Here is a 20,760-nt window from a genome sequence, read left to right on the forward strand (position 1 = left end):
GGGTTGTCGTACTTGAGGTGGGGAGGGACTTGCAGATGGCCGGTGTGGGGATTTTCTTGCTCATGTTGGCTCTGGTGCTGGCCGGTCTCGGCTCCGCCGACCAGCGGGCACTGTGGTGGCGCTTCCAGGCGAAGCGGTTCCGGGATCCGGCGGCGAACGAGCCGTCGGACTCGGCGTATCGGTCCCAGCGCGTCGTGGCCTTCCTGTGCGCGGCGTTCATGGTAGGCGTGGCCATTTGGACGTTCTCACTGGCTGCCGAGATGTGAGACGCCGGTGGGGGCGTGGCGTGCGGTTCACCCGGAGGGGCTTTTGACCTCGAAATACGCACCGCTTTGCCTGTGAGCAACGCTTCGACCGTTCGCCTTCCTAGTGCGAAGGAACTCTTTTCTGTTCCGTCCACAACCCAGCCATCCCGCGTGATTCGTCCAAGCTTCGCCTCATGTCAGGCCCGAGCGCGCAGGGGGGTACTCCTGGCGGGTGACCCGGGCGACGGCGACTTCCTCGGCCGAGTACAGCCGCAGCCGGTGTTCATCGGGCGGAAGGCTTTCATGCCGCCGCGGCGGCGGAAGCCGTCGGCCGAATGTGTTGACGGACGCGGGGAGTGCCGAGGGGCAGCCCAGTATCGTGAGATTCACGAACCGGTGTGAGTCACGGGTGAGTGCGCAGATCTCGCCTGTTGGGGGCTTGAGTGGTGCCGCGCCATCCGCCGGACGGGGGCAGGGCCACGGGGAGGATTCACGCATGGCGTGGAACGAGTGGGAGCAGCTCAAGAGTGCGGCGGCGGAGCAGCCCGCGCGGATGCAACTCAATCAGTACCCGGCCGATGAGGGCGGGGACGGCACTCAGGGAGACCTGGTAGTAGGTCATCAGGATCTCGAGGCGGTTGGCAAGGCCGCCCATGACCTGTTCGAGGACTTCATGACCTACAGCGGGCACGCGCGCGCGGCCTCGACAGCTGCCGCGGGCGGACTCAAGAGCGAGGGCTTCGCCGTTGGATCCGCGCTTGATCATGTGACAGAGCGCTGGAGCGAGCAGTCGAAAACCCTACTTGACGCTTGCGCCCACATCTCCAACCACCTGCGGTTCACCAAGAACCAGCACGCTGGCGACGACTCGTACATCTCCGGCACGGTCAGCAGCATCGCCCTGCTGGACGAGGGCTTCGACGACCGGAAGGGCCACTGACACCGATGGACCTCGACGCCCTGCGTTATGGCGATTTCTCCAAGCTCGGTGAAGCGGTGACCGACTGGGAGCAGATGACGAAGAAGCTCGCGGACCTGCAGAAGGATGCCGAGAGCAATCTCAAGGCCAAGGCGGACAAGGCCAAGTGGGCCGGCGTCAACGCAACTGTCACCCGCGAGTTCATCGCCAAGACCGCAGCCGAGTTCGCCGACGCGCACACTCAGGCCGAATCCATCACGAAGATTCTCAGTGACACCCGTGACGAACTCATCGGATTCCGATCACAGTTGGATGACGCCATTTCCCGGGGTGCACAACAGCACCTGACGGTGGTCGACACTGGCGAAGGCACATTCACTGTCACCAGCAACACGCGGTCGGACTGGGCGTCCGACCCCAGCGGGAAGACCAGCGCGACGGACCAGAAGTCGGTGGACAGCCTCCGCAACGAGATCCAGGCCATCCTGAGCAAGGCGACGCAGAGCGACAACAGCGCCGCGAAGGTCCTGCGGCTTCTGGTCGACCATGCCAAGTACGGGTTCGCAGATGCCTCCTATGCCGACCGGGACTCCGCTGCCAAGGCCGTTGCTGCGGCGGAGCAACTGGCCAAACTGGCCAGGGATCCCGCCGACATGAGCCTCGACGACATTGCGCGCTTCAACCGCACGATGGAGCTGTACAACGGCGACTCCCTGTTCGCGGAACAGTTCGCCACCCGCCTCGGCCCCAAGGGGACGCTCCAGTTCTGGACCGACATGACTTCCGCCCACGCCGGCGCGAGGGGTGCGGAGCTCGACACGATGAAGAGCCTCCAGAAGAACCTGAGCCTGACCCTGGCCACGGCGTCCTTCTCTGATTCCGAAGCCATGGAGGGATGGAAGAAAGACCTCATCGCCGAACGGAACACCAACTTCCGCGCTACCGGCTCGGGCAACCCGATCGGGGCACTGGGCTCGCAGGTCATCAGCAGCCTGCTGCGAGATGGCCAGTACGACACCGAGTTCCTGGACGACTATCGGGAGAAGGTATTCAAGGTAGACAAGGGAGCGGGGGACGCGGGCACGCGTGAGCTCTGGGTCAAGGGGTACGACGCTCTGGACCTCGTCTTCGGTGAGGGTAACGGTCGCGATCCGCTTAACGGGTTGTTCGAAGGTCTCTCCCACAACCCGGAGGCAGCAACGAACGCGTTCGAGTCCAAGGCGGATCTGGACCACATGCTGGGCACCACGGTGTACACCGATCGGGGGGAATCTTTGGGCCGGGCACTGGAGGCTGCCACGACCGGCGCGTCCGCAGGCGACACGACCCAACAGGCCCCGCCGCACAGCGAGTCGCAAGTACGCATCATGAAAAACATCATGGAGGCTGTCGCTCAGCCGGGCGGAGGCGCGGACCTTGTGAGCAAGGGGCTTGGCGACAGTTTCGGCAATATGGCGGCCTCCTACATGCCAGAAATCAGCCAGACACTCGCTGGTCACGGCGCGGAACCCATCTTCCTTACGAACAGTGAGGACCCCGACGGCCTGGAGGAAGTTCGGGATGTCGTCAGATTTCTTTCCGCGGTGTCCATCGATCCCAACGGAAGAGCAGGGATCATCCTCGGTGAGAGTATCTACACCAGCACCCTCCTCGAGGCACACCTCACCAATCCGGGATTGTTCGACGGCTCTCAGGAACAAGTCCTCACGGATATCGGTAAGAACGCCGGGACCGTTGAGGGAATCATTGCTCATTCCCTTGCGGACGACGAAGTGCGCACCGCTGTAAAGGGCGAGACGGAGTACAACAACGCTCTGAAAGCTAAGGGAGACTTCGCTAAGACCTGGGTCGCGATCGGTCTGGCCAATATGTCGGTACCCTCCGCGTACGGAGGGGCGGCGATGGGGGCCGCGGGCGGAGGAATGCTCGGAGCTATCGCCGGGTTGGCAGTCGACCGCGTACTCGAGGGCCAGCAACTCGAAGGCACCAAGGACCGGGCTCTCTACGATAGCGCCAAGGACTTCTACGACTCACGTGACTCGGTGAGCCAGCAGGCGCAGTGGGCGGCAGCGGACACCATTAACCGGAACAATCTGGACCTCCCCGAACAGGGCACTCAAGATCTGATCCGCGACGCCGTCAATGAGGGATATGACGCAAGCGGCGATCTATTGGACAGAACAAAGGAGCGCCCCTAGTGGAAAAGCCAACGTGGAGCCCAGAAAAGCTCGCCACATGGAATACTGGGAGGGGATTCCTGCTCTGCCTCGTGGTTTTGAGCCTTCTCGGTGGCGCCGCATGGATCTTCCTCATCAAGGGTCTCTATCTACTTCCCGAGGAAATGTGTGACGGCACACTCAAGCGGAGCATGGTCACTCAGCTGCTGCCGCAGGCGCGATCGGCGAAGGACGGCTCCGATCGCCGAGGCACCGGGGACGATTTCAGTTTTTCCTGTTACGTCACAACGAGCAACGATTCATCCATCTCGGGTCAAGTGGACATCCGACCCATTTCTAAGGATGAATGGGTAAAAAATTATCAGGGTGATGGTGAGGACCACTCAACCGTCCGCATCTCCGCCAAGGGCGTAGAAGCTGTGGCTCAACTCAATGCCGACAGCCCTGCCGCAGGGGTTTACGTGTCCTGCATTCCTCCTGTCATCCCCTCCTACAACGCCTCTAAGCCCTATGCGGTCGTCACTGAGGTCACTGTGGCAGGCGACACGAAAGCCACTGGCTCAGGGCTGCGACAGGCTCTGACCGACATCGCGTACCGCCTCACCAAGCACGCCTACGAACTGGCCGAATGCAAGGACTCGCACCACTTCCCGGAGGACCTGCCCCGCTACCACTGACACCGATGGCCCTCGACGCCCTGCGTTATGGCGATTCCTCCAAGCTCGGTGAAGCGGTGACCGACTGGGAGCAAATGACCAAGAAGCTCGCGGACCTGCAGAAGGATGCCGCGAGCAACCTCAAGGCCAAGGCGGACAAGGCCAAGTGGGCCGGCGTCAACGCCACCGTCACCCGCGAGTTCATCGCCAAGACCGCAGCCGAGTTCGCCGACACGCACAACCAGGCCGAATCCATCACCAAGATCCTCAGCGACACCCGTGGCGAAGTGATCGGTTACCGCAGCCAGTTGAACGACCCCATCACACGTCCCGCGCAGCGCAGCCTGACCGTGATCGACACCGGCGAGGGCTCGCTCACCGTCACTGGTAACACCCGGCCGGACTGTTCTCATCCCTTCTTGATGCACATCTGGTAGACCCGCCTGCGCTCGACGGAGGCCGCGACCAGGTCCTTGAAGGAATCGGCAGAAACGCAGGGATCATTGACGGAATCGTCGCTCATTCCATCGTCGATGCAGATATCGAAGAAATGCCGGCGGAGAGTACCGTTTTGAGGAAGTTACCCAGATCCGGCGCAGGTTGTCGTTGAACTCTTCTTCGCTCTCGACCGATTCGGCGTTTGCTCGAGGGCAGGGAGTTGGATGGCGCGTTGGGCGAGGCCGTGTACCGAAATGCGCAAGATCTCAGCACAACTCAGGATTCGGTGAACCAGCAGACCCAATGGTCGGCGCAGGACGCGCTGAAACGACATCACGTGGACGCCCCGGAAGACGGAATGAACACCCTCATCGGAGATGCCGTCAATGAGGGATGGGAATCGAGCGACAACATTCTGAGAACCAGCAAGCCGCGCCCGAACTGAGACGTAGTGTGACAGGACCCACATGAGCAAGAGTACGAAAATCGTGGCTCTGATCACGGCCTTGCTGGCCCTGACGACTGGAGTCTGGTTCTCCTACCGGGAGGTTTTCACCAGAGGGCTCGATCACCTGCCGTCGAAAGTGTGCGACGAAGCCGTCAAGAGAGAAACCGTGATGCGGACTCTTCCGGACGCCAGATCAGCTGAAGAAGGATCTGACACTATTGGTGCAGGTTACGGCTTCATGTTCACCTGCCACATCAACACCACAAGTGAATCCCTGCTCTCAGGCGAATCAGAGATACAGGACTCATCTCAGAAGAGCTGGGAAAAATACTACAAGTCTTACGGTGGGGAATCGAAAGGAAAGACCGAGCAGACCGCCGAGGGTGGAGTTTACGCTCTTTCCAGAGGTGATTTCGCCAGTGTCTACGTCCCATGCGTTCCCAGGGGAAGCAAGGCTGTTGACGCGTCGCAGGCACCAGCTTTGATAACCGAGGTTCGGGTCATCGGGGAAAGCCGAGCCACGGGTCCTGCCCTGCATCAAGCACTGGTTGACTTCGCCTACGAGATGACCCGGCACGCCTATGCCTTGGGTAAGTGTCAGAACGCCCACAAGTTTCCGGATGAACTCCCACGTTTCGGGAAGAGCTAAAGGACGCCAGTTTTCTTGTCGGGTAACAGTCCGGCATGCGTGCCCCATGTCACGAGGGATCAAGTGAGCCACAGGATGAGCTGCGCCGCTGCCGACGTCGCAAGGGGGCCCATGCCCTACCGACGGCGCGAACGCACACGGTTGCGGGCAGCTTTCCGAAGAGGATGTTGAACACGACGCCTCTGAGCCGGATCACCGAGGGACTCGACAGCTCGCCGTCCGTCCAGGTCTTCACTCTTGCTCCGGGAGCAGTACTCGTCATGCGCCGTCTGATCGTCGGCTGCACCGAGCAAGTGTGGGCAGACAGTGGCCAGTCCGCAGCCGCCGGCGGCATACGGAAAACCGGGGTGGGCACCTCCCGCGCGTGCCCACCCCGGTTTCGTTTGTACGCGCTTCTACTGGAAGTAGCTGGCGCCCTTCAGGTCGCCGCCGCGGTAGTCGCCGCCGGCGGTGTGGACCTTCTGCGAGATCTGGACCAGCGCCGCGTGGATGCCCCGCGCGTGCTTGTTCCACTCCTCGCTCTTGCCCTGGAACGCCTGGAACGCCTCGCCGCCCCAGCCCGAGGACACGTTGAGCACGGCCTGCCGCAGAGCTTCGAGGTCCTCCTCGAGCTTCTTGGCCTGGTCGCCGAGTTCGGTGGCGAGCGCGTCCATGGTGCCGTACGTGACGGCAAGCTCGTCGTAGTGGACTCCGGACATGTTTCCTCGTTTCCTTAAGATTTCAGCCGGGCTGCGCAGCCCGGACAACGGTGTTGATCAGAACCGCCGATGACCTGTCAGTAGCTGCTCAGGGCCGACGTCTTCCCACCGAGGTCTTCTACCGAGATCTTCTTGAGGTCGGCCTCAATCTGGTCTTCGAGGTTGCGCTTGTCGGTCTTGTTCATGTTGATGCCCTCAAGGAAGTCATCGAGCATCTTGCCGATCGCGACCATGTGGCCGTTGATTTCCGTCTGCTTGACGTTGAACGCGTTGGCACCCTGACCCGTCCAGGCCTTCTCGATCATGTCGATCGTGCCCTGAAGCTTCGCCAGCGAGCCCCGGATGTTGTCATACCGGTCGATGACTTCTGTCTGGAGCTTCTGTACGTCGCCGTCATTGAGCTTGCGGTCGACCATTTCGGCACCCCTTTTCGTGAGAGCTGTGGTTCTGCTCTGCGTGCGTCACCGCACCAGAACGGTTGTGTGTGGCTGTCCGTGGTACGTCGATCGTCATGCGCCCCGCCGTGAACGGACCACGGCGAACGCGCCGCCGCCGATCACCAGCACGGCCGCCGCGGCCCCGAGGGCCACCCACATCGTGGTGTTGTCGTCGGAGGAGCCCGAACTCGATCCTGCCGCCGAAGTCTGGCCGCCTGAAGCGTTTTTCGGGGGCTGTGACGAGGTTGATGCGGAAGGGGAGGGCGAGTTGTTCGTGTCCGCGCCCGTAACGCCCCTGGCGTTTTCCTTCGCGAGAGGGTCGGTGTCGGCCGCGCCAGGGTTGAACTTGCTGTTCTCCAGCACCTTGCGGGGACGGATCAGTCCGTAGCCCAGGTACGTGCTCGGGTCGTCCTTGGCCCAGTCGCGGCCTGCGGTCTCGATGAGGCTGGCGAGGACCTGGTTCGCCGTCCAGTCGGGGTGGGCGGACCAGATGAGGGCGGCGGAGCCCGAGGTGATGGCGGTGGCCATACTTGTTCCCACACCGACGCAATACGAGCGGAACGTCTCGTCACACCATGTGGGTACGTCTAGGCCAGGGGCCGCTAGGTCAACGTAGTTCCCGTACTCCGAGAATTTCCCGACTTTTCCGGACTCGTCGGAAGCGGCAACGCCGACTACGTAAGGGTAGGCGGCAGGGTATCCAATGAAGTTTTTCTTTTCCGCATCGTTGCCCGTGCCGGCGATCATCAACTTGCCTTTGGCTTGGGCGTACTTCACCGCGGCTTCCATGACGGGATCGTCGACGTCAATACCGAAGGACATGTTGATGATTTTGACGTCGCTGTCAGCGACAACTCTGAGCACTTCTGCGGCGAGAGGAGCCTTCTTCATCTCTGCAGCGCTATCCAACCCTCTGAGAGCGATTCGGTACGGAACGACCTTCGCCCCCGGGGCGAGACCCTTCAGGCCGCCACCGGCCCCAGTGCCGGCGATGAGTTCGGCCATACTCGTTCCGTGGCCCAGGTAGTCCTCAGTCGCCTTGTAGCCCACAGCCTCCGGAACCTCGTCCACAAGGACCTGGCCCTTAAGCGAGGGAGTGTTTGGGTTGACTCCCGTATCGACAACGGCAACCTTGACGCCCTTGCCGGTGCTCACCTGCCACATTTGGTCGGCCTTCATTGCGGACAGGTACCACTGTTTGGTCTGTGCATCGGCGGCTGACACGCTCGGGGCCGTACCTGCCGAGAGAACTGCCAAGACGCCGAGCGCTGAACATACGGCAGAAAGCCGTCTCCCGTTTCGTGCCACGAAAGACGTGCTCCGCTCGCTGCGTCGGCTGATCCCTGCCACCATGCCTCTGCCTGTCCTTGTTCTTGTCCGGTCAGTCGGTCGACGACGCATCATCGTGCCGCTCGTCTCGGCGGGAACCTGTCTCGCCAGAACCCTGCTTGCGCCCGGAAGCACGGGTCACGCTCGGACCGCCGGGCGAGTTTCGGCTGCTCTTGCTACCAGAAGCCCGCCCCTTCGGCATTCCGACCACGCCCTCGGGGGGCCTGCCGACAACGGGACGAGCCGCCTTCCCTGCGCCCGTGCCCGTTGCCGAGCCGGAGGTCCCGATCACCCCACGCTGGCCGGGCCTTTCGCCCGTAACACGGGAGGTAGGGGCGCCTTCACCCCCGACGACCGTGCCGCGCGGCAGTCTGGAGCCGTTGGTAGTCGGCGTCCCACCGGTGACCGGCCTCCCGCCCACGACACCATCACCGGTGCGTCCGGCGCCCGTACGCCCAGCGCCGGGACGCCCGGGGTTCGTAGCACTCTGGCCAGTGACCGGCCCACGGGCCGTACTTCCGGCGCGTCCAGCGGCCTGCCCTCCGACTTGTGGCACCCCACCGACCACGCCTCGCCCCATTGGACCGGCATTTCGGCCACCTACCTGCCCTGGCACGGAGGCGCGTCCCATCGGGCCCATGGGACTGGTACCACGGCTACCTGCCTGCCCTGACGCAAAGGCGCGTCCTGTCGGTCCGATGGGACCACTTCCTGCCCGCCCTGCCGCAGCGCCACCTGGCACACCACCAACTCGTCCTTGCGCCGAGGTAGGGAGTTTGCTACCCAGCGAGCCTCCAGCCCCCCTGACGCGCCCAGCAGTGCCTCGCAAGGTAGGAGGTACGGCAGTGGGGACGAATGGAGTAACGGATCCCGCCGGGGTACCACTTGGGCCTGCTGTCGAGGGTGGTGTGACAGGCGTCGGCTTGATGGCGTCCTGAGACGGCAACGTGCCCACGCTGTCGATCTCCGTGCCTACGTGAGACTCGGGAAACTTGACGGCGGCGTCCACGCCTTTATGAGGCGACGGCAGGCTCTCCGCTCGCGGCCGCTCCGCCTCTGCGTCCGCGCGATGTTGACTCGTGGTTCCCGCTTCAGCCACGGTGTTGAGCCCGAGAGGGTGCTTCTTGGGCTCGTAAGGAGCTCCATAGTTTGGCGGCGGAGGCGGCACCCCCACATCCGGCATCTTCGGAAACACCGGCTCCTCGGCCAGCTGCATCATCCCGCTGGACACCGTGTAGAACGACGCCAGCCGGTACATCTGGTTGATCGCCTCTTGGCGGTCCTTCTCGGCCTTGACCGCTGCCGCGTAGTCCTTGTTGGTGTCGACCTGCGCGGGCATCGGGAAGTCGTCGGCCTTTTTGCGGTCGGTGCGGGTGTCGCGCGGTGGCATGGACTTGCGTACGGAGGCCAGGCCGGAGCCTGCCGCCAGGACCTGTGTGCCCACCTCGTCGGCGTAGCTGGCGAGTGCGAGCGCGGTGGTGGTGAGGTCCATGCCCCAGGTGTAGAACGCGGTGTGGGCCTCGCCCTCCCAGTCGACGGCGCCGAGGTTGCGGCTGAGTTCGTTGGCGGCCTCGTTGATGGCGTCACGGGCGTCGACGAGTGCCGTGGCCGCGCTCTCCAGCGTTTCCGGGCTCGCCGACTCGACGATGTCGATCATCTCGTTGAGGTCGTAGCCCTCGAAGCTGGTCTTGCCGAAGTTCACCGGCTTTCCGCCGGAGAACGGGCTGACCACGGCGGCCATGTTCCTGACGTTGTCCACGCTGGAGTTCTGCTGGGCCGCGTCCTGGCGTTCCGGCTGGTAGTCGTCCGGCTTCTTGTCCCCGCCGCTCATCAGTACCCCGCGTCCGTGTGGTCGGCGTCGTTGTCGCGCTTGAGGTGCTCGTTGAGCAGCTCGTCGCGGTCCTGGTTGACCTCGGTGCGGATCGCGTGGAACCGGTACCGAAGGTCGTCCTCCAGATTGTCGAAGGTGACGTCCACGCCATGGACGGCGATCTGCATCGCCTCGAGTTGGAGGCCGAGCGACTTGGACAGCGTCGTGATGCGCTCGTGGACGCGCTCGTACTCCAGGTGGAGCGTCTTCGCTTCCGGGAAGTTCCCCATCCCGAAAGCGGTCTCTGACAGGCTGTGCGCCGCGACCTTGGACGAGCCGCCCGCCGAGTCCTCGAAGGCGGTCAGCAGGTCGTCCACGCGCTTCTTGAACGTCGAAAGCGCCATCAGGCCACGCCGTACGTCGGCGGCACCACCGCCCATGTCTGCAGGAAGCACGAAGCTTTCCCTCCCCGTTGTCCGCGGCCGTCCTGAGCAGCCCACGCTCCTCAAGTGTTCCTGACCGCAACATGACCACTGTAGTGACTTCCCGCGACAGCCCCAACTGTCATATGAAACAGCTCTGCTACTACCGGCCGACACTTCACCGATTCTTCACAGCAGGCAACGGCTGTCACCTGGCACACCGTTGCTGCGACCGGCAGCGGACACTGCCGACTCCGGTTGCCTACTCCGCCCCCGCCACCCTGCGCGCCCGTCGCCGTGCGTCCCGGATGGCCACCGCTGTGCCTCCGAGGCCCGCCACCAGGACCGCCGCGGCCACGGCCACGTACGTGGCCAGGCGGGCGTTGCGTTCGTCGGGGGTCTCGCCGACCTGGAACTTCGCGGCCGTCGGGGCCTGCGCCCGGGTGAGGCCCCCCTGGGGGCTCGGGGACTCGATCGGGTGGTCGTCCTCGGTGAGGGCGCGGACCGGGTCGACCACGCCCCAGCCGACCAGGCGGTCGTGGCCGGCGATCGTGCGCTCCGCGGTCTGTTCGATCTGGGCGACGACCTGGGCGGCGGTCCAGTCGGGATGCCTGGCCTTGATCAGGGCCGCCACGCCCGCGACGTACGGCGCCGAGAAGCTGGTGCCGTTGTCGGCGCAGTGGCCGCCCTCGGGGACGGTGGAGATCATGTCCACGCCGGGAGCGGCCACGCCGACGGAGTCGTTGGACTGGGAGAAGGAGGCGCGTTCGTTGTTGCGGTCCGAGGCGGCCACCGCGAGCACGCCCTTGTAGGACGCCGGGTAGGTGTCCTTGACGTTGCCGCCAAGACCGTCGTTGCCGGCCGAGGCCACGACGACGATCTTCTGGGCCAGGGCCTCGTCGATCGCCTTCTCCAGGTCGTCGGCCGGCTTGAGCGCCTTCGAGGTGTCCTGGGAGATGTTGATGACCTGGGCCTTGGCCTGGATGGCGTAGCGGATCGCCGCGGCCAGGGTCTTGGTGTCGCCGTGGCCCTCCGCGTCGTTCTGCTGGATCGGGATGATCGTCGCCTTGGGTGCGAGGCCCACGAAACCGGTGCCGCTGACGGGGCGGGCCGCGATGATGCCGGCGACCTTGGTGCCGTGGCCGACGGTGTCGGTGGTGCCGTTCTCCTTGCCCCGCTCGATCGGGTCGCCGTCCTCGTCCTTGAGGTTCCTCGGCAGCAGGTTGCGGCCGCTCTTGGCGTCGACCGCGCCGGTGAGCTGGGGGTTCTTCACGTCCACGCCGGTGTCGATGACCGCCACCCGCACGCCTTCGCCCTTCGACCGGCTCCACAGTTCGTCCAGGAGGACGCGCTGGAGGGACCAGGGTCGGCCCGGGTAGAGGCCGTTGGGGAAGCTGCACTGGTCGGAGTAGGGCAGCTTGTCGGCCGCCTCGGCGGGGGGTGCGAGGACCGTGGCCGTCGTCAGCAGCGTCGCGGTCGCCGCCAGCGTCGTACGAAGCGCTGCCACCCGAAGCGCCGTCGTACGAAGCGCGGCCACCCGAAGCGCCGTCGTACGAAGCGCTGCCACCCGAAGCGCCGTCGTACGAAGCGCTGCCACCCGATGCACTGTCGCCCGAAGGGCCGTCGCCCGATGCACTGTCGCCCGATGCACTGTCGTCCGCCTCCTCACGAGCCCTGCGGCTGACGTGCCGCCGCCGTCGACAGACGCGGGCCCGTCGGCAGGAACTCCGACCAGGCGGCGGGGATCGGCGCCGGGTCCACGTCCTTGTAGCCGAGCCGGTTCTGTGCCTGCTGCGCCTCGCGCTGGAGCTGCTCGCGCTCCTTGGCCGTGGTGCCGATGCCCGCGTCGTCCGTGGCGCTGTCGGCGTTGGACTGCAGGACGTAGCGCAGGCCCGTGTCGGTGACCAGGAAGACCGGGCCGGCCTTGGTCTGCTCGCCCTGGAACTGGCGGTAGAGCTGGCCGGAGCCGGGGGTGACGTAGGCGCTGGAGGCGCCGGTGGGCAGCTTGGCCGGGTAGTCCGTGCCCACCCAGGTGCTCAGGGTGGTGGCGCCCGAGCCGGCGTCGACGTCGCGCAGGACGTTGCAGATCGTGCTGCGGCTGCCGGAGGCGGCGGAGGCCTCGTTGACGGGCACGGGGTCCCCGGTCGGCCAGTTGTGCTCGGTGCCGAACGCCTGCCCCGGCACGATTGCGCCGGGGCTGACCTCATGGGCCTGCCCCGCCTGGCCGAGCGGGGCCAGCTCCTCGCTGAACAGCAGCAGCTGGGCGATGAAGGCGGAGACCGGGGCGACCCTGCCGGGCAGCACCACGTAGTACTGCTCCGTGTTGTTGTCGAACGCCTTCAGCACCATGCCGACCTTGTTGACCGACGCCTCCAGCTGCCCCGGCGCGCCGGCCGCCGCACCCGGCCGCCCGGTGACCGCCGGGAAGGTGATCGCGTCGCCGGGGTGCAGGGTGGCCAGCCACTCGGCGGAGACCCGCTGGGGCTCCCTGCCGGAGCCGACGACGGCACGCAGCAGCAGCTCGTCACCCTTGTCGACGGGGTATACGGCGCCGCCCGCGTCCACGACGTAACGCTTGCCCTCCGGGTCCGCGACGTAGAGCAGTTGGCCGCCGTGCAGGCGTCCCTTGTCGTCGGTCACCTTCATGTCACGCGAGGAGAGCACCAGCGCGGCCTTCTGGACGGAGCCGCCGCCCGCGCCCGGACGCTCGCAGACCACCCAGCGCTTCCCGGTGCCCGCCTCGGACGCCGGGGGCAGCCGGTCAGGCGCGTAGGGGATGCCGATGGTGACGCCGTGCGGGATCTTGCCGTTGTCGAGGACGGACTCGGCGACGGTGACCACGTCACCCTGTCCGTCGGCGAGGAGCAGTCTCGCGGAGGCCATGTTGAGGACCGGGTGGAGCTGGACCTGGCCGTCGGTCTTCAGGACGACGTAGCGGGTCGTCGACTTGCTCGCCACGATCACCTTGGCGTTGGGTTCGTCCCAGCCCTTGGGCGCGGTCGGCTTGAACATGCCCCAGGCCCCGAAGACCGCCATGACGATCACCCCGACGACGATGCCGGGCAGGACCGAGCGCAGCGGTCGCGGCGCTCCCTCTTCCGATCCGTCGGGCGACGACTGCAGAAAGGCCGCGAGCATGCGGCGCTTCGCGAAGGTGTAGGCATTGAGCTGATCGCGCCGGGATGCCATCTGTCTGTGTCTCTCCCCGTTTTCCGTCCGGGCCGCACGCGCGGGTGACGCGGTCCCCCGCCCCCGATGTCGGAGCGGCCCCCTACTATGCCTGGTATCCGCGGGGTCTTGGGGAGCGGGTAGGGTTCCCGGGCCGTCAAGTGCCCTGTGTGGTGCTGGGATGCGGGCGAGTCGTGAGCAGAACGGGGAGATGGAGTGATGGCTTCGGGAACGCGCGTGCGCTCCGGTGGCCGGTCGCGGACGCGGGGCTCCTCGGAGTCCGGACCGCAGCCGCCGCAGGCGCCACAGCGGTCGGCCGCGTCGGGCGCTCTCCAGCTCAAGGTGCGTTCGGGGCACGCCGGGGCATTCCGGTTGCAACGCCTCGTCCTGTGGCAGGCCGCGGCCGCCGTCCTGCTGGTCGGCTGGGCGATCGGCCCGATGGCCCTGGCAGCGGCCGGTGTCGTCGCCGTCCTGCTCGTGGTGGTCTCCGTGGCGCGCCGCCGCGGCCGTTCCCTGCCGGAGTGGCTGGCCACCGCGCGGGCGCTGAAGGTACGCCGCCGGCAGGCCGCCAAGCTGGAGATACCACCCGGGACCGAGCCGGGGTTCGCCCCGGCCCTGGAATGCGACCCGAGCCTGCGCACCTACGAGTACGGCAGCCGTGACCGGCGGCCCGTCGGGATCGTCGGCGACGGCACGTTCGTCACCGCCGTCCTCCAGGTCGAGGCGGACGCGACCGCGTTGCGGGCGGAGCGCAGCCGGCAGCCGCTGCCGCTCGCCCTGGTGCACGACGCCCTCGACGTGGACGGCATCCGCCTGGAGTCCGCGCAGATCGTGCTGCACACCCAGCCCGCGCCCGCCCTGCATCTGCCGCGCCAGTCCGTGGCCGTGGCCAACTACGCGCCGCTCCAGGAGCAGACCGGCGCGCCGGCGGTGCGCATCACGTGGATCGCGCTGAAGCTGGACCCGGAGCTGTGCCCGGAGGCGGTGGCCGCGCGCGGCGGCGGTCTCGTAGGCGCGCAGAAGTGCGTCGTGCGGGCCGCCGACCATCTGGCGAGCCGGCTGACGGGCGCCGGGTTCCGCGCCACCGTGCTGGACGAGGAGGGGCTGACGGCCGCCCTCGCCACCTCGGTCTGCGCCAACCCGCTGGTGACGGCGGAGGCCGGACGGACCGGGGCGGTGGACCGGCGCACCGAGGAGTCCGGCCGCAGCTGGCGGTGCGACAACCGGCGGCACACGACGTACTGGGTGCGCCGGTGGCCCGCGCTGGGTGGCGGCAGCGGCCCGTCGCTGCCGCAGTTCGTCGCGCTGATCACCGCCATCCCGGCGCTCGCGACGACCTTCAGCCTCACCCTCGCGCGCGGCGAGCGGCAGGAGGTGTCCCTGAGCGGGCACGTCCGGGTGACGGGACGCAGTGACGACGAACTCGTGGCGGCCCGGCGCGCGGTGCAGGGCGCGGCCCGGCACACCGGCGCGGGGCTCGCCCGCCTCGACCGCGAACAGGTGCCCGGCATCCTGGCCACCCTGCCCCTCGGAGGTGTGCGATGACGGTCCCGACGACGCCCACGACACGGACCGGTGCGCCGGAGCCGTCCACCGGTGCCCCGGCCCACCGGCTGCTGCGCGCCGGCTTCGGACTGATCGGTCCGCGGCACGCGCGGCACTCGGTGTCCCTGGAGCAACTGGGCGCGCTCGCGCTGCCCATCGGCGACGACGGCGTCGTCATCGGGGTGGACGCCGAGGGACGGCCCGCCGTCCTGGGCCTCAACCGGCCCACGCCGTACGACGTCGTCCTCATCGGAGGTCTGTGGACCGCGCAGGTGCTCGCGCTCAGAGCCGCGGCGACCGGGGCTCGCGTGGCCGTGGAGACGGGCCGGCCGCAGGCGTGGGCGCAGATGGTGCACGCCATGGGCGGCGGGCAGAACGGTCTGGCGGTGCACGAGGTCGGCCGGGTGCCCCCGCAGGGCGCGTCGGCGGGCACGCCGGTGCTGGTGGTCCGGGACTGCGGGATGCGGCCGCCGCGCGGTCGCGTCGCGTCCGGGCCCTGGCAGGCCGTACTGACGCTGCTGCCGTATCTGTCCCCGGTCGCCCCCCGGCTGCTGCGGCAGGCCCGTCTCGTCGGCGTGCAGCGGATCTCGCCGGACGAGTCGGCGGAACTGGGCCGCGCGTTGGCGCTCCCGCGCGCGGACGTGGAGGCCCTGCCCACGCTCGCCGACGGCTTCACCCTGTGGTGCGCCGACCGCGACCGTCAATACGTCATGACACAGCCAACGGACGCGGAGATCGGGTTGCTGGGGACGCCTCGGCGTATGGACTGAGTCCGCCTCCGGCTTCCCGGGCGCCCGTTGGGGGTTGTCCGTTACCTGTTACCTGTTGCGCGTTGTCTGCTACCCGTTGCGCGTTGTCCGTTGTCCGTTTCATCCAGGCTCCCGGGTTTCCGGGCTTCCTCCGGGCTTCCGGGCTTCCCGGTTCAGGCCTCCAAGGCTTTCCTGTGCGGCACTTGTGGCTCTATGGGCGGTTTGCCGGGGGGCGTGACGTTCCCCGGCGAACTCGTCGGGGAGCCGTCGACGTGATGGACTGGTGCCGACGGTGGGCGGGCCTGCCTGGGCGGGGCATCCGATGATTAGGCTGGTGTCGGGCGCGATGCCGGAAACCGTGGGGTGGGCGTCGGCGTCCTGGGGGAGGACCGGCGTTTCGGACGACCCCCAGACCGCCTCGAACCACCGCGTACGACGAGAAACGGTCGCCCCGGCACGGCTTGAGGGTGCGCGACCACACCAGGAGGAACTGTGAGCAGCGATCGGGACGGGATCCGCGGGGGCTGGGCCACACCCGGCGATGACCAGCCCGACGCGGAGTCCGCCATCGAGACGACGGGCGAGTTCACCATCGACTACGCGCCGCCCGCTTGGTACACGCAGAACGCGGCGGGCGACTCGGGGACGGGGGCGGGGTCGGGCACCGGATCCGGCTCGGGTGCCGGCGGGTCGGCTCCGACGCCCGCGACGAACGTGGCACCCGCGGCGCCGTACGCCCCTCCGGCTCCCCCGGCGCCCGGCGCCCCCTACGCTCCGCCCGCACCCGCGCCCGCACCCCCACCCGCACCCGTGGCCGGGCCGGAAGCGCCGTACCCGGCGCCGGTGGCCGGGCCGGAAGCGCCGTACCCGGCGCCCGTGGCTCCGGCGGCTCCCACGGCTCCGGCCGGTGAGCCGGTCGCCGTGCCCGGATTGCCGACTGACGGCGGGTTCGAGCCGCAGCGGCCACCGCAGCAGCCGCGGTCCGCTCCGCCGGCCGCCGAGGAGGAGAACGGTGCCGGCAACGGCGACCTGGAGAGCGGCGCGACCATGCGCTTCTCGGCGGTCGCCCTGAAGCGGCAGATCGCTGAGCGGGCCGAGGCGGCGGACCCGACGCCCGACAGCGGAGCCGGGTCGGGCGCCACCGCCCGTGAGGGTGACGTCGAGGCCGCGAACGACGAGGTGAGCGGCGGCCACCCTTCGGCGGCCGAGGCCGAGGCGGCCGACGCCGGTGCCGTGCCCGGCGCGGCGGCGCCTGAGCAGGACGCCGACACCACCGCCGAGACCACCGCCGAGGCGCTCCCCGACCGGACCGCCGGAGCGACCGCCGACCAGACCTCGACCGCGGCGGCCGGATCCGCGGACGCCGAGAGCGCCGCCGCCGAGACCGCCGTAGGCGAAACGGTGGACGAGGAGTCGGCCGACGGGCACCTGTCGGACCACTCGCCTGTCGCCGGGCCGGACCACTCGCCTGTCGCCGGGCCGGACGCCTCGACGCGGGCCGAGCCGTCGGCCGCCGCCCCCGCGGTCCCCCTCCCCCAGGCCGAGCCGTCGGCTGCCGCGGTCGCGGCACCGGTCGCCGAGCCGTCGGCCGACGACCCCGCGGACACGGCCGTGGCGCAGGGCGCCGCGCCGGCCGCGCCGCCGGCCTGGACTCCCCCGCCGGCCCCGCCGAGCGGGCTGCCGCCGCTGCCGCCGTCGTACCAGCCCGCAGCTCCCGCTCCGGCGGCCGAGTGGCCGGCTCAGCCGCAGCAGGCCGCCCCCGCACCGGCCGTGGCGGCTCCGCAGCCGCCCGCCGAGCCGCAGACTCAGCCACCCGCTCCGGCGGCCTGGAACCCCCCGCCGCCCACCGCCCCGGCAGCGGAGCCCGCGCCCCAGCCGGCGTACGGCTTCCCGCAGCCCCCGGCCGCTCAGCAGCCGGGCCCTGCGCCCGCGCCCGACGCGCAGCCCGGCTACGGCTTCCCGCAGCCCCCGGCGCCCGCGAGCAACCACCCGGCCGGGAACGGCCACCCCCAGCCTCCGGCCCCCGACTCCCAGCCCGGCTACGGCTTCCCCCACCCCCCGGCCCCCGCTGCCGCAGGCCAGCAGCCGCCGGGCACCCCGCCCGCGCCCGCCCCCGACTCCCAGCCCGGCTACGGCTTCCCGCAGCCTCCCGTGCCCAACGCCCCCGGGGCCTACGGCTTCCCGCAGCCCCCTGCGCCCACGCCCCCCGCCGCCCCCGGCGGCTACGGCTTCCCCCAGCAGAACCCTGCGGCCCCGGCGGCCCCGGCCGCATCCGCGCCCAACCCGCCTCAAGGCCAGGCCCCTTCGGCTCCGCAGCCGCCAACCGCCCCCGCCGGCTACGGCTTCCCCCCGCCCCCGGCCCCGCAAGCTTCGCAAGCCCCCCAGGCCTACCCCGGCATCCCCCACCAGACGGACGGCCAACCGCAGGCGGCCCCGCTCCACGGCGGCCCTCCGCAGAGCTTCCCCGGCCGGCCGCCACAGGCCCCGCAACCGCCGCAGGCCCCGCAGGGCACCCACGCGTCCCAGCCTCCCCAGGCCCCCGTCGACCCCCGTGCGGGTGCCGCCTGGCCGCAGCCGATTCAGCATGACCAGCGGCAGCCGGTCAACCCCGGTGCCGCGCCGCTGGGTTACACCGCGGCCGTGGAGCTGTCCTCCGACCGGCTGCTCAACAACAAGAAGCAGAAGGCCAAGAGCAGCCGCCCGACAGCCGGCGGCGGCCGGTTCAAGATCGGTGGGAAGAAGGAGGAGGCGGAGCGGCAGCGGAAGCTGGAGCTGATCCGGACCCCGGTGCTGTCCTGCTATCGCATCGCCGTCATCAGTCTCAAGGGCGGTGTCGGCAAGACGACCACGACCACCGCGCTCGGCTCCACCCTCGCCACCGAGCGCCAGGACAAGATCCTCGCGATCGACGCGAACCCTGACGCCGGTACGCTCGGCCGCCGGGTGCGACGCGAGACCGGGGCCACGATCCGTGACCTGGTCCAGGCGATCCCGTACCTCAACTCCTACATGGACATCCGGCGGTTCACCTCGCAGGCGGCCTCCGGTCTGGAGATCATCGCCAACGACGTCGACCCGGCCGTCTCCACGACGTTCAACGACGAGGACTACCGGCGCGCGATCGACGTGCTGGGCAGGCAGTACCCGATCATCCTCACCGACTCGGGCACCGGTCTGCTCTACAGCGCGATGCGCGGGGTGCTCGACCTCGCCGACCAGCTCATCATCATCTCGACGCCGTCGGTGGACGGCGCGAGCAGCGCGAGTACGACGCTGGACTGGCTGTCCGCGCACGGGTACGCCGAACTCGTCTCGCGCTCCCTCACCGTCATCTCGGGTGTCCGCGATACAGGCAAGATGATCAAGGTGGAGGACATCGTCAGCCACTTCGAGACGCGGTGCCGGGGTGTCGTCGTGGTGCCGTTCGACGAGCACCTCTCCGCCGGTGCCGAGGTCGACCTCGACATGATGCGGCCCAAGGTGCGGGAGTCGTACTTCAACCTGGCGGCGTTGGTCGCGGAGGACTTCGTCCGGCACCAGCAGATGCACGGCCTGTGGACCAGCGACGGAAACCCGCCGCCGGTCGCCGCCCCGCCCCTGCCGGGCCAGCCCGGCCAGCCCCAGCCGTACCCGTACCCCCCGCAACTCCAGCCCCAGCCCCAGCCCCACCAGCAGCCCTACCCGCAGCCCGGCCAGCAGCCCCACCCGCAGCCCGGCCAGCCGTACCCCGCCGCCCCCCAGCAGCCGGGCGGCCAGCCGTACCCTGCGCAGGGCCAGGCGCAGCAGCCGTACGCGCCCCTGCCCCAGCCCGGCCGGCCGTACCCGGACCACGGCCAGCAGCACCAGCCCGCCCCTCCGCCCCACCCCCAGGGTCCGGACGGGCAGACCGCTCCCCCGCCGCCGCCCCCGCAGCAGTAGCGGCACGCGAGAAGGGCGGCCGGTGTCCGATGACACCGGCCGCCCTTCGCCGTCGTGGGAGCGGGTCCGCTACCGGCCCGTCTCCGCCACCAGTTCCCGGCAGCGCTTCACATCCAACGCCATCTGCTCCAGCAGACCGTCCAGGGACTCGAACCTGGCCTGGCCGCGGACGAACGCCAGGAAGTCGACGGCCACATGGAGGCCGTACAGGTCGAGGCCGACGCGGTCGATGGCGTACGCCTCCACCGTGCGCTCGGTGCCGTCGAACTGCGGGTTGGTGCCGACCGAGATCGCGGCCGGCATCGCCTCGCCGGCCGCGTGCAGCCAGCCGGCGTACACGCCGTCGGCGGGGATCGCGGTGTGCGGGAGGGTCTCCACGTTCGCCGTGGGGAAGCCGAGTTCGCGGCCGCGCTGAGCGCCCCGCACGACCACGCCCTCGACGCGGTGCGGCCGGCCCAGGATCTCCGCGGCGCCCTCCACGTCCCCCTCGGCGACCAGCCGCCGCGTCAGTGTGGAGGAGAACGGCTCGCCGCCGCCCGCGTCGCCGCACACGAACAGGTCGACGACCTCGACCTCGAAGTCGTAGACCTTGCCCTGCTCGACGAGGAACTCCACATCGCCCGCGGCCTTGTGGCCGAAGCGGAAGTTGGGGCCCTCGACGACCGCCTTGGCGTGCAGCTTGTCGACCAGGACCTTGACGACGAAGTCGGCGGGCGACAGCTTCGAGAACTCGGTGGTGAAGGGGAGGATGAGGACGGCGTCCACGCCCAGTTCCGCCATGAGTTCGGCGCGGCGGTGGTGCGGGGCGAGCAGCGGCGGGTGGCTGCCGGGGCGCACGACCTCGCTGGGGTGCGGGTCGAAGGTGACGACGACGCAGGGCACGCCCAGCTCGCGGGCCCGGTCCACGGCGTGCCGGACGATCAGCTGGTGTCCGCGGTGGACCCCGTCGTAAGAGCCGATGGTGACGACGCTGCGCCCCCAGTCCTGGGGGATGTCCTCCAAGCCACGCCAGCGCTGCACTGTGACCGCTCCTCGAACCTGTGTCCGTGTTTGTCGTGTGGTGGTGTGTTCGTGTGTTCCGTTGACCGCATACGCAGCTCTAAGGGTGCCATGCCGGGTGTCTCCGGCCCGCATCGGCATGGGGGCTGTGAC

General features: G+C 68.6%; 18 protein-coding genes. 10 read left to right on the plus strand and 8 right to left on the minus strand.

Going from position 1 to position 20,760, the window contains the following annotated elements; genetic code table 11:
* Positions 1-29 precede the first annotated feature (29 nt).
* The 7 genes from ACFYO5_RS31670 to ACFYO5_RS31700 all read left to right on the plus strand — a co-directional run bounded on the left by ACFYO5_RS31670 (position 30) and on the right by ACFYO5_RS31700 (position 5,532).
* On the plus strand, positions 30-266 hold the full coding sequence (locus tag ACFYO5_RS31670; RefSeq protein ID WP_388715369.1) for a hypothetical protein: 237 nt from the start codon (positions 30-32) through the stop codon (positions 264-266).
* Positions 267-741: 475 nt separating this feature from the next.
* The gene (locus ACFYO5_RS31675; protein ID WP_388715371.1) at positions 742-1,185 is read left to right on the plus strand and encodes a hypothetical protein; all 444 of its coding nucleotides are present in this window, start codon (positions 742-744) and stop codon (positions 1,183-1,185) included.
* A 5-nt stretch (positions 1,186-1,190) separates the two neighbouring features.
* A complete protein-coding gene (locus ACFYO5_RS31680; protein ID WP_388715373.1) occupies positions 1,191-3,362 on the plus strand; it encodes a hypothetical protein in 2,172 nt (723 codons plus the stop codon).
* A complete protein-coding gene (locus ACFYO5_RS31685) occupies positions 3,362-4,018 on the plus strand; it encodes a hypothetical protein (RefSeq protein ID WP_388715376.1) in 657 nt (218 codons plus the stop codon). The genes ACFYO5_RS31680 and ACFYO5_RS31685 overlap by 1 nt, the downstream gene beginning before the upstream one ends.
* A gap of 5 nt (positions 4,019-4,023) precedes the next feature.
* On the plus strand, positions 4,024-4,434 hold the full coding sequence (locus ACFYO5_RS31690; RefSeq protein ID WP_388715379.1) for a hypothetical protein: 411 nt from the start codon (positions 4,024-4,026) through the stop codon (positions 4,432-4,434).
* A 287-nt stretch (positions 4,435-4,721) separates the two neighbouring features.
* Positions 4,722-4,880, plus strand: a complete 159-nt coding sequence (locus ACFYO5_RS31695; RefSeq protein ID WP_388715382.1) for a hypothetical protein — start codon at positions 4,722-4,724, stop codon at positions 4,878-4,880.
* Positions 4,881-4,902: 22 nt separating this feature from the next.
* Positions 4,903-5,532: a hypothetical protein gene (locus ACFYO5_RS31700; RefSeq protein WP_388715385.1), complete on the plus strand. Its 630-nt coding sequence runs from the start codon at positions 4,903-4,905 to the stop codon at positions 5,530-5,532.
* A gap of 395 nt (positions 5,533-5,927) precedes the next feature.
* On the opposite strand, the gene ACFYO5_RS31705 is transcribed toward ACFYO5_RS31700, so the two are convergent.
* From ACFYO5_RS31705 to eccB, 7 genes are all read right to left on the minus strand, one after another.
* Positions 5,928-6,230, minus strand: a complete 303-nt coding sequence (locus ACFYO5_RS31705) for a WXG100 family type VII secretion target (RefSeq protein ID WP_356561804.1) — start codon at positions 6,228-6,230, stop codon at positions 5,928-5,930.
* 77 nt (positions 6,231-6,307) lie between these two features.
* Complete coding sequence (locus ACFYO5_RS31710; RefSeq protein WP_388715388.1) at positions 6,308-6,646, minus strand: WXG100 family type VII secretion target; 339 nt, start codon at positions 6,644-6,646, stop codon at positions 6,308-6,310.
* A gap of 93 nt (positions 6,647-6,739) precedes the next feature.
* On the minus strand, positions 6,740-7,891 hold the full coding sequence (locus ACFYO5_RS31715; protein ID WP_388715391.1) for a S8 family serine peptidase: 1,152 nt from the start codon (positions 7,889-7,891) through the stop codon (positions 6,740-6,742).
* A gap of 157 nt (positions 7,892-8,048) precedes the next feature.
* The gene (locus tag ACFYO5_RS31720; RefSeq protein ID WP_388715393.1) at positions 8,049-9,827 is read right to left on the minus strand and encodes a hypothetical protein; all 1,779 of its coding nucleotides are present in this window, start codon (positions 9,825-9,827) and stop codon (positions 8,049-8,051) included.
* Positions 9,827-10,261, minus strand: coding sequence for a hypothetical protein (locus ACFYO5_RS31725; protein ID WP_356561810.1), 435 nt, complete (start codon positions 10,259-10,261; stop codon positions 9,827-9,829). The genes ACFYO5_RS31720 and ACFYO5_RS31725 overlap by 1 nt, the downstream gene beginning before the upstream one ends.
* 229 nt (positions 10,262-10,490) lie before the next feature.
* Complete coding sequence (gene mycP / locus ACFYO5_RS31730; protein ID WP_388715396.1) at positions 10,491-11,735, minus strand: type VII secretion-associated serine protease mycosin; 1,245 nt, start codon at positions 11,733-11,735, stop codon at positions 10,491-10,493.
* Between the two features lie 158 nt (positions 11,736-11,893).
* Positions 11,894-13,417 (minus strand): type VII secretion protein EccB, encoded by a 1,524-nt coding sequence (eccB, locus tag ACFYO5_RS31735; RefSeq protein ID WP_388715399.1) that lies wholly within the window; start codon positions 13,415-13,417, stop codon positions 11,894-11,896.
* 198 nt (positions 13,418-13,615) lie between these two features.
* Here eccB and eccE point away from each other — a divergent pair, with 198 nt between their 5' ends.
* From eccE to ACFYO5_RS31750, 3 genes are all read left to right on the plus strand, one after another.
* The gene (gene eccE / locus ACFYO5_RS31740; protein WP_388715402.1) at positions 13,616-14,941 is read left to right on the plus strand and encodes a type VII secretion protein EccE; all 1,326 of its coding nucleotides are present in this window, start codon (positions 13,616-13,618) and stop codon (positions 14,939-14,941) included.
* A complete protein-coding gene (locus ACFYO5_RS31745) occupies positions 14,938-15,711 on the plus strand; it encodes a hypothetical protein (RefSeq protein WP_388715405.1) in 774 nt (257 codons plus the stop codon). Before eccE ends, ACFYO5_RS31745 begins: the two co-directional genes overlap by 4 nt.
* Before the next feature lie 471 nt (positions 15,712-16,182).
* A complete protein-coding gene (locus ACFYO5_RS31750) occupies positions 16,183-19,608 on the plus strand; it encodes an SCO5717 family growth-regulating ATPase (protein WP_388715409.1) in 3,426 nt (1,141 codons plus the stop codon).
* A gap of 69 nt (positions 19,609-19,677) precedes the next feature.
* Here ACFYO5_RS31750 and ACFYO5_RS31755 read toward each other — a convergent pair whose 3' ends face one another.
* Positions 19,678-20,628 (minus strand): bifunctional riboflavin kinase/FAD synthetase, encoded by a 951-nt coding sequence (locus ACFYO5_RS31755; protein WP_388715412.1) that lies wholly within the window; start codon positions 20,626-20,628, stop codon positions 19,678-19,680.
* Between the last annotated feature and the right edge of the window lie 132 nt (positions 20,629-20,760).

Origin of the sequence: Streptomyces sp. NPDC006259, assembly GCF_042870975.1 — a bacterium.
GTDB lineage: Bacteria > Actinomycetota > Actinomycetes > Streptomycetales > Streptomycetaceae > Streptomyces.

Bases quoted from the DNA above. Each gene is read 5' to 3' on its own strand.
- ACFYO5_RS31675 (WP_388715371.1), top strand. From the start codon at position 742: ATGGCGTGGAACGAGTGGGAGCAGCTCAAGAGTGCGGCGGCGGAGCAG.
- ACFYO5_RS31680 (WP_388715373.1), top strand. From the start codon at position 1,191: ATGGACCTCGACGCCCTGCGTTATGGCGATTTCTCCAAGCTCGGTGAA.
- ACFYO5_RS31690 (WP_388715379.1), top strand. From the start codon at position 4,024: ATGGCCCTCGACGCCCTGCGTTATGGCGATTCCTCCAAGCTCGGTGAA.
- ACFYO5_RS31700 (WP_388715385.1), top strand. From the start codon at position 4,903: ATGAGCAAGAGTACGAAAATCGTGGCTCTGATCACGGCCTTGCTGGCC.
- ACFYO5_RS31705 (WP_356561804.1), bottom strand. From the start codon at position 6,230: ATGTCCGGAGTCCACTACGACGAGCTTGCCGTCACGTACGGCACCATG.
- ACFYO5_RS31710 (WP_388715388.1), bottom strand. From the start codon at position 6,646: ATGGTCGACCGCAAGCTCAATGACGGCGACGTACAGAAGCTCCAGACA.
- ACFYO5_RS31720 (WP_388715393.1), bottom strand. From the start codon at position 9,827: ATGAGCGGCGGGGACAAGAAGCCGGACGACTACCAGCCGGAACGCCAG.
- eccB (WP_388715399.1), bottom strand. From the start codon at position 13,417: ATGGCATCCCGGCGCGATCAGCTCAATGCCTACACCTTCGCGAAGCGC.
- eccE (WP_388715402.1), top strand. From the start codon at position 13,616: ATGGCTTCGGGAACGCGCGTGCGCTCCGGTGGCCGGTCGCGGACGCGG.
- ACFYO5_RS31745 (WP_388715405.1), top strand. From the start codon at position 14,938: ATGACGGTCCCGACGACGCCCACGACACGGACCGGTGCGCCGGAGCCG.